Origin of the sequence: Bacillus sp. MHSD_36, assembly GCF_030757775.1 — a bacterium.
GTDB lineage: Bacteria > Bacillota > Bacilli > Bacillales > Bacillaceae_G > Bacillus_A.
In genome coordinates, this window is sequence record NZ_JAVBIS010000001.1 from 456,381 (window position 1) to 471,787 (window position 15,407).

Below are 15,407 nucleotides of genomic sequence, written 5' to 3' on the forward strand. Positions count from 1 at the left end.
GGATACTATGGAAAATATAAATGATTTTATATCTTTCGAAAAACCATCAACAGAGGTTATTGAAAAGTATACAGGGAAAGTTCCAGATCAAATAATAGATTTATGGAAATGCTATGGGTTTGGGAGTATGTTAAATGGATACTTAAGAGCAATAAACCCAGAAAAATATTTAGATATATTAAAGGAAAGTTATATCCGTTATGAAGAAGCTATCCCAATTTTTACAACAGGTATGGGAGATATTCTTGTGTGGGAAAATAACTATTTATTATTACTTAAGTATCGAAAAGGTACGGTAGATGTAGTAGCTGGAAAATTCAAGTTTTTCTTTAAAAATACGAAAGATGATTATTTTTTAGAGAAAGTATTGGATTGGAAGCATTATCAGGAGGCATTAAATAAATACGGAAAGCTTGAAATAGATGAATGTTTTGGTTACACACCTTTACTTGCACTAGGTGGACCAGAAAAAGTAGAAAACTTACAAAAAGTCAAACTTATCGAGCATGTTTATTTAATTACTCAATTTATGGGGCCGATAGAATAATGAAAGAAGAAACTGGAAGGTGGATTAATCCTCTTTCAGTTTTTTTATTTAAAAGGCTATTAATGTAAATGAAGCTTTAAAAGATACGATTGAGTTAATGTTATAATATAGAAATGTGGTAACGAGAAACTTGGGTTAAATTTATAAAAAGTAATTTTTTATGAATTAAGGCTAACATAAATTCCTAGTATTATATAATTGAAATTAAACTAGCAAAAGGTGTGGACTCCGTAACCCCATTCGTTAAAGGGGTAGAAATACTGCCAGATGGAAGTGTCGTTAGATCTGGAACGAACTATAGCGGGAAATTCCAAGAAGCCCATGATGCCTCAAAGGCGAGTATTCAGAGTAGGATTTCGAATTTGGAGAGTGGTGGGGTTAAGGGTACGGGTAAAGGTACCCAAACTATAAAAATTAAACCGACTAATGAAAGAACTGCAGAATATGAAGAAGCTATGACAAAAGCAGCTAGAGATTTACCTCCTTATGGTAGAAAACCTAATAAACCAAGAGATTTTGAAGAAAAAGTAGTAGATGATTCTATAGGAATTACTACTTATACATTTACATTTAAGAAAAATGGGGAAAATTATAAAGTTAAATATGATAAAGATGGTTACCCAATTTTTAATTCAAAATATGAAACATCTTTATCACAGTCATATCATATAGAGCCTGACTCAGTGCAGTTAAAATATCTCTCACAAAAATTATAGGACGATATAATGAAAGATCCAAACTTAGCAAAACAATTTAGCCAAACAGATATTGAGCTATTTAAATTAGGTAAGAAGCCAAAATCAGTCACATGGCATCATCATCAAGAGACTGGTAAAATGCAACTTGTTAATTACTATGAACATCAGGTTGCGGGTCATACAGGTGGTAGAGATGATGGTAGAACAGGTAAACTGAAGAAAATTATTTTGGAGATGATAAAATGAGCCGAGTAACTTGGCTATTTACGGATGGAGCGATAGATGAGCAAGTAATTATTGCTGTGGAGAATTCCTTTGGTGTCAGATTTCCAGATGACTACCGTGAATGCATTAAAAAAAATAACGGTGGTTATCCTGATCCTAATATTTATGATATTAATGATGATGAGGGTGGAGCAGTCTTTGATTGTCTATTAAGTTTTACAAGCAAAGATGCAAATATAGAAGTTGTTTATGAATTAACTTCACTTCCGGAAGGTATTATTCCATTTGCAAGAGACCCATTTGGGGTACTAATTTGTTTTAATTACTGTGCTGAAGATTCTCCGTCAGTAGTTCTCTATGATCAGGAATCAGTGAATGAGGATAAAATTAAATTAATATGCGACTCTTTTTCTGAATTGATTGAGAGATTATACTCTGATTGAGAAAAACAAAATGAACAGGAAAGAAGGTTAATTGTATGAGGAATTTAGATTTTGAATATACTTTTACCTCTATTGGCATTGAAGATATCGAAGATTTCGAAAATAAGTATGGTATATTGTTCCCTGATGATTATAAACAATTTTTGCTGTCTAAAAATGGAGGAAAAACTGAGCAACGAAGATTTAAAACTAATGATACAACTAAGAAAGGCGTAATAACATCGTCTGTTTCAATGTTTTTTCCTCTATCAATAGAAAATGAAATAAATCTAGAAGAGAAATTAAGAAGTTATAATTTGGTGCAAGTGGTACCAAGTAATTTGCTTCCAATTGGAATTGACCCAGCGGGGAGTTTGATTTGTTTATCAATTGATGGGAAAGATAGAGGTAGTGTATATCATTGTGATATGGATTACTTTGAAGAAGATAACGAGTTAAGAGAGGAATACATCCGACTAATTTCTAAAAGTTTCTCTGAATTTGTTAATGAACTTTCTAAAAAATAGAATTGCATTATTACCGAGTAAACATGTAAAATATCCAAATTAACTAGCTTTAGTTGGACTATTGAAAAAAAGAATAGTGACGGGTTAATGTTACTTATAAAACATATGAACTTAAAGCACTTGATTGTTATTTTGGACAACAAGTGCTTTTTTCATAGATGTATGTAAACTTAATGAATAATGCGCGGTATATATTAATAAAAGAAAATAGATTGTTAATATTGTATAATTGAAATTAGAGGAGCAAAAGGTGTGGATTATACCAAAGAGTATTCTTTTAGAAATGATTTATTAACTCTTATTGAGGAGTGTGAATATGAAAGTTAATAATTCTGACTATGGAGGTTTTATTGTTTCTAAGAATGTTGTAGCCGGAAAACCAATACGTTATACATTTAGAGAAAAATCAGAAGTTCCTCAATTAAATGGGTGGACTATTTACTCTTCAGAAGATAATGATGAATATGTAAATGATTCTAGTAATTTTCAAGTTTTAGGAGCAAACTCTGTATTAGAAATAGCCCCAGTTATGTTAGAAATTTTTGATGCTCCCTATGGAACAGACCTATGTTGGTTGTATAAAGCAGGTGTTCATGTAGGGTTTTATGATTTGATAAGTGAAGATGAGAAAGATATTGGTCAAATTGTAAAAGGAAATTGATGCTATTTTGTGAGTTCCTTGATTACTAACAAAAATACATTTCCACTAAGAAAAGTCAACAGCGACGTTAGGAGAACGTCATGGTCTGTTGACTTTTTTTAGTGTGATTTCATGACAAGATTTATTTATCATCTTCGTTTAAGTTAATGGTTTCTTTGTTTTTACGAACTTCAAGGATAGCTTTTCTCATGTCTCGTTCGATTCGTTGCTTGTAAAGAAGTTCTGTAAATGCTCTGAAGCATTCATTACCACTTCCAACATACACTCGAATCAATCAGTTTAAATAAAAAAGCTCGTCTTTTTCATCACTGTTTTCTCAACAAAAACCGATATTTGCCCGCAAATCCTCAATAATAGTAATACCATTGATATTATAGTTTGTCCGCTTGATATTCTAAGATTACAATGAGACTAGATAAAAGTTTATATATTAAGCCAGATGATATACAGTTTAAAAAGTGTACAAGGATATGAAAAGAGTAAATTGAAAAAGGTGAAGTGCCAAGAGAACTGTTTACTCCATAACAGCTTGATCAGATTGAAAAGGGAAGAACTAGAATAAAGGAGGTTACTTGGCGCCATCATCAGGTTCCTGGAAAGATGTAATTAGTATTAGAAGATATTCATGGGGCAGTTAACCATATTGGTGGAAATAAATGATGGAGAGAGGGTATTAGATGAGAAAAGATTTAGAGTGGGAATGTGCTGATGCAGAAGTATTAGAAACTAAGATTAAAGAAATTGGATTACAATTAGGCTTCCAGTTACCTCAAGATTATATTGATTGTGTAAAAATAAATGGAGGTGCGAGTGTATTACCAGAAGAATTTAAAGTAGGCAATGTAGAGCGTTGCTTTGGTAGTTTATTTAGTTTTGATGAGGAAAGTAGTGAGTACATTGTTAAAAAGTATGAAATATACAAACCTACGCTTCCGCAAAAAGTATTCCCTATTGCAATTGATCCAGCTGGAAATTTAATGTGTTTAGATTATAAAAATAATACAGAAAACCCAATTGTAGTTTTTTGGGAACATGAGAATGCTGGCGAAAAAGAAATGTTAATGCGTCAAGAAGGTTTAACAGAAGCACAAGTAGAAGAACTGGCAAGAGAAAATGTATTTTTTGTTGCTAATACGTTTACAGAGTTCTTAAGTAAGTTACATGATTAATAGAAAGTTAAAATTAAAATGAACATACTACATAATATCAGTGCTATGTATACTGTTGATACAAAAGAACCTCCTTCGAAAGAAAAAGAAATTAAAGCGCTTCAGCATTTCTCAGTAATAGTTGTACTTACAGAATATATAGAAATGATTCAGCTAGCTTCAAATGTTGAAATTAATGTTAATGACCAAATGTATATTAGGATATGGGGAGCTTCGGATTGCATAGAAATGAATGAAGCTTATAAAGTGCAGAATTACCTTCTTCATTCACTCGCAATTGGTGATGATGAAGGTGGGGGTGTATTAATTTATCTACAAGGTAAAGAGGGTTTTGGTATATATTATAACAGTTTTGGAAATTTGGACATGGAGGATGCAGTTAAAATTGCACCATCTTTAACCGAGTTATTAGTAAATAATGTTGGTGTGAATATCTTATTAGACATTTGAGAACATGTAGAGACTTTGGTGTTATAGTTTCATTGTAATTTGTTTTCTAATAGCTATAGGGAATACAGCAAAGAAAAAATAACAATATCTATTATTAATATTCTTGGCTTAGTTTGTTAGTAAACAACCAGATACAAAAGAATACATATAAAGTATGAATAGGGATGTAGTAAAAATGACAATGATACAATTTAATTCTTATCATCAAAAAGTAGAGATAAAGAGAAATTTAGAACTTATGAACTTAGAACATAAAAAAATTAGAGAGTATGTAAATTTTGATGTATGTTCTTTTGAGCAATTAGATGAATTTCAATTAGGATACAGCATTGACATCGATGGAAACTCCCTTGTAACCGATGAGGAAGATACTTGGGATGCAAATTGGATTGTTATTGCATATGAAACTATGTGTGGAGATCCAATTATTATTGACTTAAGTGAGGAAGGATACCCTATATCTTCACTCATGCATGGAATGGACAGTTGGAGTGGTGGCGATTTTCTTGCAGATTCCATGGAATCATTTATTAATTTTATGAAAGATATAGGTGATTTTCTAAATGAGAAACAAGTGTTAGACGGTAAAAGAATGATACTAACTAAAGAATTGGATATGTTGTTAAATGAGTTTTTGGAAAGAAATAAATTTACTGATTTTGAAATATGGCACTCTTTATTAAGTCCATTATTTGATATTGCAGAAGAATATGAGCAAACAATGGAGATAAAAGTAAAAAAGATGAAGGAAGAAGGAAAGAAAATAACGGAGATTGCTCACATGCTTAATATAAAACCTAAAGAAGTGTATGAGTATATTAAAAAAGTTTAATAGAAACTCTTCACTTTTAAGAGAATAATCAAGCGCGATGATGGAGCAATACAGGCAGAAAATGCTTGGATTTTTTATAAAGCCCAAACAAAAATCTGCTGAAGAAGAATCCATTTTGATCAATCTTTTTTCAAAATGGATTCTTTTTATTTATCGTAAAACTTAGGATTAAGAGTTGTTTTTGATTAGAGTTTATATCTATTGATCACATAAATATTCTTGAAGAAGTAGAAAGAGACCTTGAGATGTGTGCACTAAATCGTTTAGTAAATGGAAAAGTAGATAATTTTTATGAAAAGGTATTTAAGGTGTATAAAATGGGAGGATGGCCTTGTGGATGGAAAGGTGAGTACATGAAAGGGAAAATGATTGTCTACTTACCAAATGAAAAATGAAGGCTTACATACCGACATACTTTATGAATTTCATGAAATCTATGGCGAAACGATTATAGAGAGATGACGGGTGATACGTAAAAATATCTTGATAGTTTAGGAGGGATTATTAAATGATTAATCTATCTAATATTCCAGATTTGATAGCAAAGTCAGCAGCGAGTGATATTGAAATTCAAGCAGTAGAAAATCGTATAAATGTTACCTTACCTAATGTATATAAGGAATTATTGAGATGTACAAATGGCTTTTCAATCGGTGGTGGGTTACTTATTTATGGTACGGAGCATATTGCAGAAAGGAACGAGGTTTGGGAAGTAGATGAGTATGCAATGGGGTATGTCGTAATTGGTGATGACGGTGGCGGTAATGTATTTTTAATGGTTCAACATGCAAAGGAAAAAGAGGTGGTAGTAATTGATTCTGGGGACATGAATCCAAGCCATGCTACTGTAATTACCGCTGATTTAAAAAAATGGGTGAATAGTGGTTGTGTAAGTGAAATAGAACAGAAAACAATACATAAGTCATCTGATATTTGTAATATAGTGTTAGTGAAAACTCCTAATGAAGGTTTGAAAGATTTAATAAGAATAAAGAACGTATTAGGGCTTGAGATTTCCGCAATTGATTTGCTAAAGGGTTCAAAAAATTTTCCTTATATATTAGTAGAGAGATTTCCATACGGGAAGGCGAAAAAACTCATTGAAAAATTAGCAATTGATAGTACTATACTGAGTATAGAAACGACTGGAAAAAACAGTTAATGTTAGAGGGTAACTTTCATACGAATAGAGAAATCTATATGGATCCAAGGGAGTAAATAGGGAGAGTTAAAAATGATTATAAATGATGCAGTTTTTGGTGACATTGAGTATACATATGGATGGGTTAAGGATATTACCGTTGAATTTTGTGGAAAAGAAGTTGAAATAGCATTGATAGTGAAAGGTGAAAAAGACGGTAATTTTGATGAAGAACAATATACTGCTTATAATTCATTATTGCAAAATTGGGAACAACTGCAGCGAGGTTTTTTACAAGCGATTTTAGACTATTACAAGCAAGAGCGTCAACAATTAGGGTATGATATTGGATTTAATGAAAATTATCCGTATATCGAAACAATTGATCAATTACTTAAGAGAATCACTTTAGTTGGAATTGTAGTCCCATATGGAGATATTCATGAAGAGCGAGATATTGGGATAACTTTCGATTGTACGTGGGATACAGAGAATGGATTAGGAATACGTTTACTAAATGAAAAAGTAATTGAAGTGGGGTATCAAGACGTTGCTATTTAACTTTTAATCTAAGGAGTGAAAAAGTAATATGAAAGAATTTGAGGAAAGGTTTAGTGAATTGCAAGCTGATATGATATCTATATATATATGGAATATGCTGAAAATAGAGTTGATAAAGTATATGTGTACGCTTCATGTGAAGAAGATATGATTTCTAGTATTTTCTTTTATTTCATTAACAATAAGTATGTAGAGTGTCACAAGGTGAATGATGCATTGGAAAATGGGGAAAAAAGATATGATGTATCTCCAGAACGAATGTTTCAGGTTCTACAAATTATAAGTGAAGATATTGAAGGAATTGAAATGTTATGCAAAGAATACGAAAAAGATATGCCAACTGAGATGAAATTAATATACGATACTAAGAGTGGTAAGTTTAAAGCTGAATATGAGTATGATTTAATCCATACAAATGATGATATAAAAACGGCGGATGATTTTGCTGATGAGTGGTTTGAGGAAGTGAAAAATAATAACCTTTAAAAGGGTACAGTAATAGTTATATCTTAGTTAAATAGATAATGAGTGGGAGTAGAAAATGGAGAAATCAATGGATTTTAATGAGCGAATAGCCATTTTATATAAAATGCGTTTTCTAGAGAATGAAGGGGATGATATTGAAGTTTTTGAGAGTATTCTTAATGAATTAGCGAATAAAGGGACAAATGATATAATTCCTGATCTTTGTATAATTTTTGAGGATGATTGGCTGAGCCATCAGCGGGTGACTACCTTATTGAAACGATTTTTTTATATTGCTGAACATTCCGGGGTAGAGGAAGGGCTATACAAATTAGCTATTAGTATTCCTAAAATGTTACCTCACGCAGAATTCTGGGCGGAAAGAATTCATCGGACACTTTTACATTCAAAAGGTTTAGTCGTATCGTATATGAATGTTTTAGAAAATATAAATAATTCAACAAAGTAAATAATTAAAGGGATTCTTCTTGAGATAAGAGAGGACTGCCAATGAGGTTATTAGTCAATTACAAGGAGTTCATAAAAATAAATAAGAATTGTAGAACTACTGTATTATAGATAAAACTAAGAACACCCTAGCGAAGAGTTAGGGTGTTTGTGTTATATAGTTTCACCATACGCTTCCGAATTAGGAGCAGGAGTAATCAACGAATCTTTTGCAGCGTTTCCTATAATAGAATGTAGGTGTTTAACATTTAAATATAGGAAGAAAAACAATTAAGCTTTTATTTTATTTAAAATGGATACTCTATTAGTAGTGAATAGTAAATAATTTTGCTTTACTGTCTTAATTAAAATACGATCAGTTGTACCATATGCTGTTCCAATTCGGATTACGCTTTTTTCTTCAACACCAGCATATGTATTATCTTCCGTTACCTCAGTGATTTCACATAATGGAATATGAATTTTAGAGAATTGCCATGAAATAATTAGTTCATCTTTTGTTTTTTCAACATGAATACCTAACATGTTACCAGAACCTTTCTATAGTAAAATTTCACTCGTACTATTTTATTATACAGATTTATAGATTATATTTCTATTTTTTTACAGAGAGTATACAATTAACAACGAGAAAATGTTCATTATTACTTTCATCCCTATTATAACGAATTCTACAATAGAAAACAGAACGTATATTTGGTATAATCGAAATATACTATATGAAACGATGTACATGAGTTTGAGATTTTTGAAAAAAGGTAAGTAATACATAATAATACATACGCTATAGGATTCAGTTCATGTTATACAAATCAATCGTTAGAAAGGAAAAGAAGTATGAATCAAATTTCATTCGAAGATTTATTTGAAGAAGAAAACAAACGAGAAAAGGTGGAGGTAGCTGAGATTCCCGTACCTTTATCGCCCTTACAAAAGGACATTTTAGAATTAATTAATTCTGAAGAAATAAGTGCACTTGAGTTATGCGAACAATTAATACGAGCTGGTAAAATATCAGATGAAAGATTCACAACGAATAAGCCTAAAGCATATGGGCAAGTATGCTTACTATTAGAAGGGTTTGTTAAAGAAGAAAAGCTTATTTTTGTCAAAAGTGATGAGAAAAGAGATAGAGTATATAAATTGAAAGACGAAGATTCTAACGAATAAAATGTATAAAGTATGGTAATGAAATAAGGAAGTCCTCATATTTGTGTTGAAAGATTATTTTCACATAAGCGTGGGGATTTTTTTGAGGGAGGATGTATGAAAGATTGGGAGTATAATGAATTATTTCATGCAATTCGGGAGGCGTACGAAGAGTTATTAGATGAAGAGAGAGGGTATCGATATGCTATAGCAAAACTAGCGGGTGAATTTGATAATGTAGGAAAGATTGAAGATGTTATCGTTGATACTGCCATAGGAGAAATAGCAGTCAATCATCATATGGTTTTTGTTGGGCGTATTAAAGGTATAACAAAGAGGCTAAGTATGTTTAATCTTCAAGAGGCAGAAGGTGAATTGACAGTAGAGGAAATAAAAGATTTATCGATAAGAATAAATAATGTAATAGAAGGGTTAAAAAATGTAAAGAGTGATTATAAATCTTCGGTTGAATAATTCATGTTTCTGCAAATGTAAGAGACATAGCTAAACAAGAGAATAGAAATCGCTGCATACATAAAACGTAAGATAGATGAGAGATAATAAAGATTGGAAAAGGAATAAGACTAAAATAATGAGATTGATAGGCATATGGTTATCAAATATAAAAAAATTTATCCCGCTTTAATGGGCAGTAAGACCCCCACCTCAAAATTTAGCGAAAGCAAAGAAGTTAGATGGGGGATCAACTGCCCATAAAAGTCCGATTGGTTCAACTAATAATCAGTGGGGGATGAAGAAAACCCCCACTGATTAAAGTTTCACTTTATCTTATAGATAGTTAAATGGCTATTACGATATTAAATATAATCAACTTTTGTTTTATTTTTTATAGGAAAACAAAAGAGTAATCGTAAAGACTACTCTTGGATTTTTTTCTTTTCTTTCTTTTCAATTTCGGATACGGATTTTTCAGGTTGTTTTATAAGCTGTCCAAGTTCTCCAGAACGCCCCAATTTCCTTTCGAAATTATCATTACTATTAAGACCAGCATCAAACCATAATTCTTGATTATCATTTATATATCCTTTTATATGAGGAACGCCCATAGGACTAGTTTCGTGTTCTGTAAATGTAATAGATTTTACATCTTTAACATTATAATGAATATATTTTGCTACTCTTGTTTCTTGTACTTTCCAAAACTTTTCCTCTTCTTCTTTTTGTTTTAAGTATTCCATTGTAAAATACCCTCCTGCTATGAGTAACAAAGCAGATACAATCAAAATGACTATTTTCTTCATGGAAAATCCCCTTATAAAAAACTTACCAATGCATTCTTCTTAAAATGAGACGAAGAAGAAAATAGTAGTACAAAGACTACTCTTGTTTCTTTTCCTTCTCTTCTTTTTCAATTTCAGATACCGACTTTTCAGGGTCTTTTATAAGTTTTCCAAGTTCTCCAGAACGTGTGAAATCATCTTCGAAATTTTCTGTAGTACTAATATAAGCTATAAAATCCAATTCTTCATTATTATTTATATAACCTTTTAATCTGGGAACACCCATTGGACTTACACTGTGTTCTTTAAATGTAATCGATTTTACATCTTGAATATTGTAATGAATATACTTTTCTACTCGTGCCTCTTGTGCCTTCCAAAACTTTTCTTCTTTTTCTTTTTGTTTTAAGTATTCCATAGTAAAATATCCTCCTGCTATGAGTAACAAAGCAGATACAATCAAAATGACTATTTTCTTCATGGAAAATCCCCTTATAAAAAACTTACCAATGCATTCTTCTTAAAATGAGACGAAGAAGAAAATAGTAGTACAAAGACTACTCTTATTTTTTTTCCTTCTCTTCTTTTTCAATTTCAGATACTGATTTTTCAGGGTCTTTTATAAGTTTTCCAAGTTCTCCAGAACGCGAGAATTTATCTTCAAAGTTTTCTGTAGTACTTATACTAGCATTAAACCACAATTCCTTATCATCATTTATATAACCTTTTATATAAGGAATACCCATTGGATTTACTTTATGTTCTGTAAATGTGATAGATTTTACATCCTGAATATTATAACGAATATACTTTTCTACTCGTACTTCTTGTACTTTCCAAAACTTTTCCTCTTCTTCTTTTTGTTTTAAGTATTCCATAGTAAAATATCCTCCTGCTATAATACAAATAATGGATAAAATAATTACCAATTTTTTTTTCATTTAAAATCCCCTTGTATTTGAATATAGTTAAAATATACCATGAAACGAGTTGAAACATATGGGTGAATTCAAAAAAAATCCAATTGCGACAGATGAAGATTATTTCGAGTTATCAAGTAACGTTTATGACGATGATTCTTTACACAAAGGAGCGGAAATAAAAGGGGTCGATGGTAAGAAATGGGTAGTTATAGAATCAATTGATGCAGATTGTCAAAAAGTAAAAAATGGATTAGAAGCTATCGCAGTAGTACCAGCAGACAAATATGATGAAAATGCAACACATTATGATGATATAATCCTAGCATTTCGTGGAACAGAGCCTACGCAATTAGCAGATTTCGAAACAGATATCGATCAGATTACGTTTGGAATTAAAACACATTCTAAAGTAATTACTCCAAGTAACAGTCAAACTATAAAACCTGATTCTGAAACATCATTTGATACTGGATTAAAATGGGCAAAAAATGACATCGTAGCAAAATATAACCCTTCTTCTCTTCATACTACTGGACATAGTAAAGGTGGTGCAGAAGCGGACCTTATCGCTGCAGAATTAGAGTGTTATGCAACTACATGGGCTGCACCGAATCCCTATCGTATACTAAGTCCTGAAGCAAAAAGACGAGTAGATGAAGGGAAAATGGACAATAAAGCAACTGATTATACACATGAAAATGACCCGATTGGTAACCACACTCAATTCGGTGCACCTCTAATTGGTAAGCAATACACAGTGAGACAGAACGATACAAAACAAGGAATTTTTACACGTTTAACTATGGACGGACACGGCAGAGATACATTTAAGGGATCCTTTCATTCAAATGGAAGCCCCATATTAAAATTAGAACCTGAAGATATTATAAAACAAGTAAAAAAAATTCAAACACTCAGCAATCGATTATCAGATATCGCAAAAAATATAGAAGAGTTTCAAAGAAACGAAGCTGAAGCAGTTCAAAAGTTAAAAAATCAATTAAAACATGAAACAGGGCCAGGTGGGAAATATCATCTATTAGAAGCATACGAAATAGATGAAGCCATCTCACGAATTGCTAAAACGAAAGAAGGTGGAAATGACTATTTTCACGATGTACACATGGCAGAAGAATTAATTCATCTTTTAAGAAAAGAACAAAAAAGTTTAAGTAGATTTGGGGACGAAATTAGTGATGCAGCAAATTCACTTAGGGATAAAGACAATCAATTAGCAGGGAATTTTCAGTTTAGATAAGGAGATAATTATATGATGGATTTTATGGGGGAAATTAAAAAGATAGAAAAGCAAATCGAAAGTGTTACAGGAGATTTAGCGGATCAGGTAGTTGAGGAGTTACAAGCTGCTAAAAAACAGATTGAAAGAGAAATGCAGCGTATGATGTTAAAAACAGAAGTAGGGTTTAAATCAATAGACATTATAAAAGAAGATACATATACTCTTCAAAAAAACATAGGGGCATTTCATGAATTACAAACGAGTCTAAGAGATATAGCAGCAGAATTAGAGAAAAGTTTTGAAAGTAAAACTGGCAGTAAAATCAATGAAGAATTAAAAAAATATGAAAAACAAATTAACAACAACATTTTTAATGAACATGTTCACTTAGCAAACAGTTGTGGGAAAAAATAAGAGAAGAGGAAAAACTAAAGATAGTTTCTATTGCTTTAATTTACTGAAAGAGATGCACTATGTAAATGTGAGGTTTGAATTGAACAGAAAAGTATGTCTAGTGATAAGTTATATGAATGAATAGATAATACAAATTGTATAGAAATATAGGAGTTCGTTTATTAAATGAAAAGGTAATGGAAGTAGGTTATCAGGATATTATTTTTTAATATAAGTCAGAGGATATATAACCTGAATGAAAAAGGTGTCAACCTTTCTCGAATTGACACCCAGAAACGAATCTGTTTAACATCTAACATATTTACGTTTGAAACCAAGTCTTCCTCTATCAAGTTCTTTCTGAATACTCTCTGTAGCATGTAGCAAACTGCTTTTTTTATTATCACGTTTGATTTCAACTATACCAACTTCTTTTGCAATCTCGACTGCTTTTTCGTGTAGTGGTACATATGAAATTGCTACTGTGTTTAGGAAATTATTCATAGCGGATTTTGTTCGTTCTGGAGAATGATGAATTGTATCTTTCACCATTTCAAGCATATCGGAAATTTTACTTTCGGAAAATTCATTATCTTTGCGATTTCCTAAAAGCCAACAGTAGCAACTCCAGCCGGCAGACATTTTAAGCTCGTCCCCACTTGCGATCCATTGATCAGCAACGTCTTGTGCAATATTTGACTCCGATAAAGTTACTGCTACAACATAATCAGATAGCATATAAAAATAAGCCCCATCTATCCAACGATTAAAATCCGATTCACTCATAGCTTTTGGGTCGGCAATAATGCCTGCAAAATACATAGCATCGTAGTTGCCTGTGGCATAAAGTTCTTCAGCTAATTCTTGATTTAATTTTATTTTTTTAGCGATTGGTTTCATGGCACCTGTAGCTACGCCAAAAACTGGCTCGTGGGCGCCGTTAGATATGTATATTTTTTTCGTTCGTTCCTTACCTAGAGCTTCAAGTTCTTGCATAACTGTTTTAAAATCCATAGCTGTGCACTTCCTTCCTTCATATAAAAACCTTTTTAAGTCTTGTATACTTTTCAATGTTAATACTAATTGTATTCTGGAGGTATGTCTACTTTCTAAAGTTTATCAAAATTCGATCTGAGTGTTGAATAAAATGAAGCCAGAGATAATCTGGAAAATGGTATAATATAGAAAAAGTGGGCGGTAAAAATCATATAGGAGGAATTTAATTGGAAAAAAAGCTGAAACGATTATATAGAGAGATAGCGGAGACGGTTAATGAAATGATTCCAGCAGAGTGGGAGGAATTTTATTTTTACGCTCAAATATCAGAAACTGGAGGGGGAACTTACTTTTTCTATAACAACTTCAGAAATAAAGAAAATTATAATTATAGTGTAGAAATTCCTTTTAAATACGAAGTTAATGAAGAGGAGTTTGAAAGGAAAGAAGATTTTTTATATAAATTGAGTAAGGAATTAAGAAATGTTTTCAAAGATAACCACCAAGAACTTTGGTATTCCTTTACAATGTCTGTTGAACATAGTGGGGAATTTAACATGCATTTCGATTATACAAATTGGTTCGATACAGAATATAGTTTTAGTGATCAGATGATTATTTGGAAACATAAATACTTAGGTGAAGTACCAATTGATGAAAATGATAAAGAGCTAATTAATAAGTATGACAATGAATTTCCGAATAATCCTATTTGACGGAAAGGAAAGAAGAAATGGTTTTTATAAAAATCATGAGTTTTAAAATTGGTTCTGCAAGATAGGAATTAAAGGAGGACTACAATGGAAGTACACGGAATGGTTTCAATATGGTTCGGTAATATGCAAACGCAAGATCAGTTAGATACATATATCGATGTTACATATGATGAAGAAGGAGACTCTATACCAGCAAGATTTTTTGTTGATTTTAATATAGATATGATTGATGTAGATGAGGATTTTATTGAAAAGGAAGTGTTAGAAGAAGCAAGTGATGACATTTCTATGCTATTAACGGGATGTTCATATGATGATAAAATACTCTCTCGAATTAAGGAAGTAGTTAAGTTAAATAAATCCTATAATTCTATCGTTTTAATTTATAATTTTCAATATGACAATTCAGTAAGTAATTGTAAAGGTTTTAATTTTGTAACTACTACAAGCTATTTATAATGGTAAGAAGATCACTGTAAGGTAAGGAAGAATGAAAAGTATGTATAGTTTTTCCAATAAATATTTGGTATGATGGTGAATGGGAAAAATATACAAGTTGTTAGTGGCTCATAAAAGGGGGATT

General features: G+C 31.5%; 21 protein-coding genes and 3 pseudogenes. 19 read left to right on the forward strand and 5 right to left on the reverse strand.

Annotated elements, in window-relative coordinates; genetic code table 11:
* Positions 1 to 7 precede the first annotated feature (7 nt).
* The 13 genes and pseudogenes from Q9B79_RS02380 (at position 8) to Q9B79_RS02440 (ending at position 8,167) form a co-directional block, all read left to right on the forward strand.
* Positions 8 to 547 (forward strand): T6SS immunity protein Tdi1 domain-containing protein, encoded by a 540-nt coding sequence (locus tag Q9B79_RS02380; protein WP_098883136.1) that lies wholly within the window; start codon positions 8 to 10, stop codon positions 545 to 547.
* Between the two features lie 221 nt (positions 548 to 768).
* Positions 769 to 1,491, forward strand: a pseudogene (locus Q9B79_RS02385) (HNH endonuclease).
* Positions 1,488 to 1,913 (forward strand): SMI1/KNR4 family protein, encoded by a 426-nt coding sequence (locus Q9B79_RS02390; RefSeq protein ID WP_306182481.1) that lies wholly within the window; start codon positions 1,488 to 1,490, stop codon positions 1,911 to 1,913. The pseudogene Q9B79_RS02385 and the gene Q9B79_RS02390 overlap by 4 nt, the downstream one beginning before the upstream one ends.
* A 35-nt stretch (positions 1,914 to 1,948) precedes the next feature.
* Positions 1,949 to 2,419, forward strand: a complete 471-nt coding sequence (locus Q9B79_RS02395) for an SMI1/KNR4 family protein (protein WP_098672168.1) — start codon at positions 1,949 to 1,951, stop codon at positions 2,417 to 2,419.
* Between the two features lie 316 nt (positions 2,420 to 2,735).
* Entirely contained in the window at positions 2,736 to 3,080 is a 345-nt protein-coding gene (locus Q9B79_RS02400) for a DUF2185 domain-containing protein (RefSeq protein WP_046957980.1), read from the forward strand.
* Positions 3,081 to 3,757: 677 nt separating this feature from the next.
* Positions 3,758 to 4,249: an SMI1/KNR4 family protein gene (locus Q9B79_RS02405; protein WP_306182482.1), complete on the forward strand. Its 492-nt coding sequence runs from the start codon at positions 3,758 to 3,760 to the stop codon at positions 4,247 to 4,249.
* 18 nt (positions 4,250 to 4,267) lie between these two features.
* Positions 4,268 to 4,699, forward strand: coding sequence for an SMI1/KNR4 family protein (locus Q9B79_RS02410; RefSeq protein ID WP_306182483.1), 432 nt, complete (start codon positions 4,268 to 4,270; stop codon positions 4,697 to 4,699).
* A gap of 175 nt (positions 4,700 to 4,874) precedes the next feature.
* A complete protein-coding gene (locus tag Q9B79_RS02415) occupies positions 4,875 to 5,531 on the forward strand; it encodes an SMI1/KNR4 family protein (RefSeq protein WP_306182484.1) in 657 nt (218 codons plus the stop codon).
* Positions 5,532 to 5,722: 191 nt separating this feature from the next.
* Positions 5,723 to 5,926: pseudogene (locus tag Q9B79_RS02420) on the forward strand (cytoplasmic protein); the annotation flags it as partial.
* Between the two features lie 113 nt (positions 5,927 to 6,039).
* A complete protein-coding gene (locus Q9B79_RS02425) occupies positions 6,040 to 6,693 on the forward strand; it encodes an SMI1/KNR4 family protein (protein WP_306182485.1) in 654 nt (217 codons plus the stop codon).
* A 72-nt stretch (positions 6,694 to 6,765) separates the two neighbouring features.
* Positions 6,766 to 7,233 carry a DUF2004 domain-containing protein gene (locus Q9B79_RS02430; RefSeq protein ID WP_306182486.1) on the forward strand — a complete coding sequence of 156 codons (468 nt, stop codon included), beginning with the start codon at positions 6,766 to 6,768 and terminating at the stop codon, positions 7,231 to 7,233.
* A gap of 28 nt (positions 7,234 to 7,261) precedes the next feature.
* A pseudogene (locus tag Q9B79_RS02435) lies at positions 7,262 to 7,719 on the forward strand (immunity protein YezG family protein).
* A 55-nt stretch (positions 7,720 to 7,774) separates the two neighbouring features.
* A complete protein-coding gene (locus Q9B79_RS02440; RefSeq protein WP_306182487.1) occupies positions 7,775 to 8,167 on the forward strand; it encodes an Imm30 family immunity protein in 393 nt (130 codons plus the stop codon).
* A 269-nt stretch (positions 8,168 to 8,436) separates the two neighbouring features.
* Here Q9B79_RS02440 and Q9B79_RS02445 read toward each other — a convergent pair whose 3' ends face one another.
* The gene (locus tag Q9B79_RS02445; protein WP_000900622.1) at positions 8,437 to 8,691 is read right to left on the reverse strand and encodes a SunI/YnzG family protein; all 255 of its coding nucleotides are present in this window, start codon (positions 8,689 to 8,691) and stop codon (positions 8,437 to 8,439) included.
* A 312-nt stretch (positions 8,692 to 9,003) separates the two neighbouring features.
* Between Q9B79_RS02445 and Q9B79_RS02450 the strand changes: the two genes are divergently transcribed.
* A complete protein-coding gene (locus Q9B79_RS02450; RefSeq protein WP_016087139.1) occupies positions 9,004 to 9,336 on the forward strand; it encodes a DUF3895 domain-containing protein in 333 nt (110 codons plus the stop codon).
* Between the two features lie 96 nt (positions 9,337 to 9,432).
* The gene (locus Q9B79_RS02455; protein ID WP_306182488.1) at positions 9,433 to 9,789 is read left to right on the forward strand and encodes an Imm3 family immunity protein; all 357 of its coding nucleotides are present in this window, start codon (positions 9,433 to 9,435) and stop codon (positions 9,787 to 9,789) included.
* Positions 9,790 to 10,193: 404 nt separating this feature from the next.
* On the opposite strand, the gene Q9B79_RS02460 is transcribed toward Q9B79_RS02455, so the two are convergent.
* From Q9B79_RS02460 to Q9B79_RS02470, 3 genes are all read right to left on the reverse strand, one after another.
* A complete protein-coding gene (locus Q9B79_RS02460; protein ID WP_306182489.1) occupies positions 10,194 to 10,577 on the reverse strand; it encodes a DUF1433 domain-containing protein in 384 nt (127 codons plus the stop codon).
* 76 nt (positions 10,578 to 10,653) lie between these two features.
* Complete coding sequence (locus Q9B79_RS02465; RefSeq protein WP_306182490.1) at positions 10,654 to 11,037, reverse strand: DUF1433 domain-containing protein; 384 nt, start codon at positions 11,035 to 11,037, stop codon at positions 10,654 to 10,656.
* Between the two features lie 82 nt (positions 11,038 to 11,119).
* Positions 11,120 to 11,497, reverse strand: coding sequence for a DUF1433 domain-containing protein (locus Q9B79_RS02470; protein ID WP_306182491.1), 378 nt, complete (start codon positions 11,495 to 11,497; stop codon positions 11,120 to 11,122).
* Positions 11,498 to 11,555: 58 nt separating this feature from the next.
* Here Q9B79_RS02470 and Q9B79_RS02475 point away from each other — a divergent pair, with 58 nt between their 5' ends.
* Together Q9B79_RS02475 and Q9B79_RS02480 are read left to right on the forward strand one after the other, a co-directional pair.
* Positions 11,556 to 12,737: an alpha/beta hydrolase family protein gene (locus Q9B79_RS02475; protein ID WP_306182492.1), complete on the forward strand. Its 1,182-nt coding sequence runs from the start codon at positions 11,556 to 11,558 to the stop codon at positions 12,735 to 12,737.
* A gap of 12 nt (positions 12,738 to 12,749) precedes the next feature.
* Positions 12,750 to 13,133, forward strand: a complete 384-nt coding sequence (locus Q9B79_RS02480) for a hypothetical protein (RefSeq protein WP_016134935.1) — start codon at positions 12,750 to 12,752, stop codon at positions 13,131 to 13,133.
* A 285-nt stretch (positions 13,134 to 13,418) separates the two neighbouring features.
* Here the strand turns inward: Q9B79_RS02480 and Q9B79_RS02485 are convergent, their stop codons facing one another.
* A complete protein-coding gene (locus Q9B79_RS02485) occupies positions 13,419 to 14,126 on the reverse strand; it encodes a DNA alkylation repair protein (RefSeq protein ID WP_306182493.1) in 708 nt (235 codons plus the stop codon).
* Between the two features lie 209 nt (positions 14,127 to 14,335).
* On the opposite strand from Q9B79_RS02485, the gene Q9B79_RS02490 reads away from it, so the two are divergent.
* Positions 14,336 to 14,824, forward strand: a complete 489-nt coding sequence (locus Q9B79_RS02490; RefSeq protein WP_306182494.1) for an antitoxin YezG family protein — start codon at positions 14,336 to 14,338, stop codon at positions 14,822 to 14,824.
* A gap of 84 nt (positions 14,825 to 14,908) precedes the next feature.
* Positions 14,909 to 15,283, forward strand: a complete 375-nt coding sequence (locus tag Q9B79_RS02495) for an immunity 22 family protein (RefSeq protein ID WP_306182495.1) — start codon at positions 14,909 to 14,911, stop codon at positions 15,281 to 15,283.
* The last annotated feature ends 124 nt before the right edge of the window (positions 15,284 to 15,407 follow it).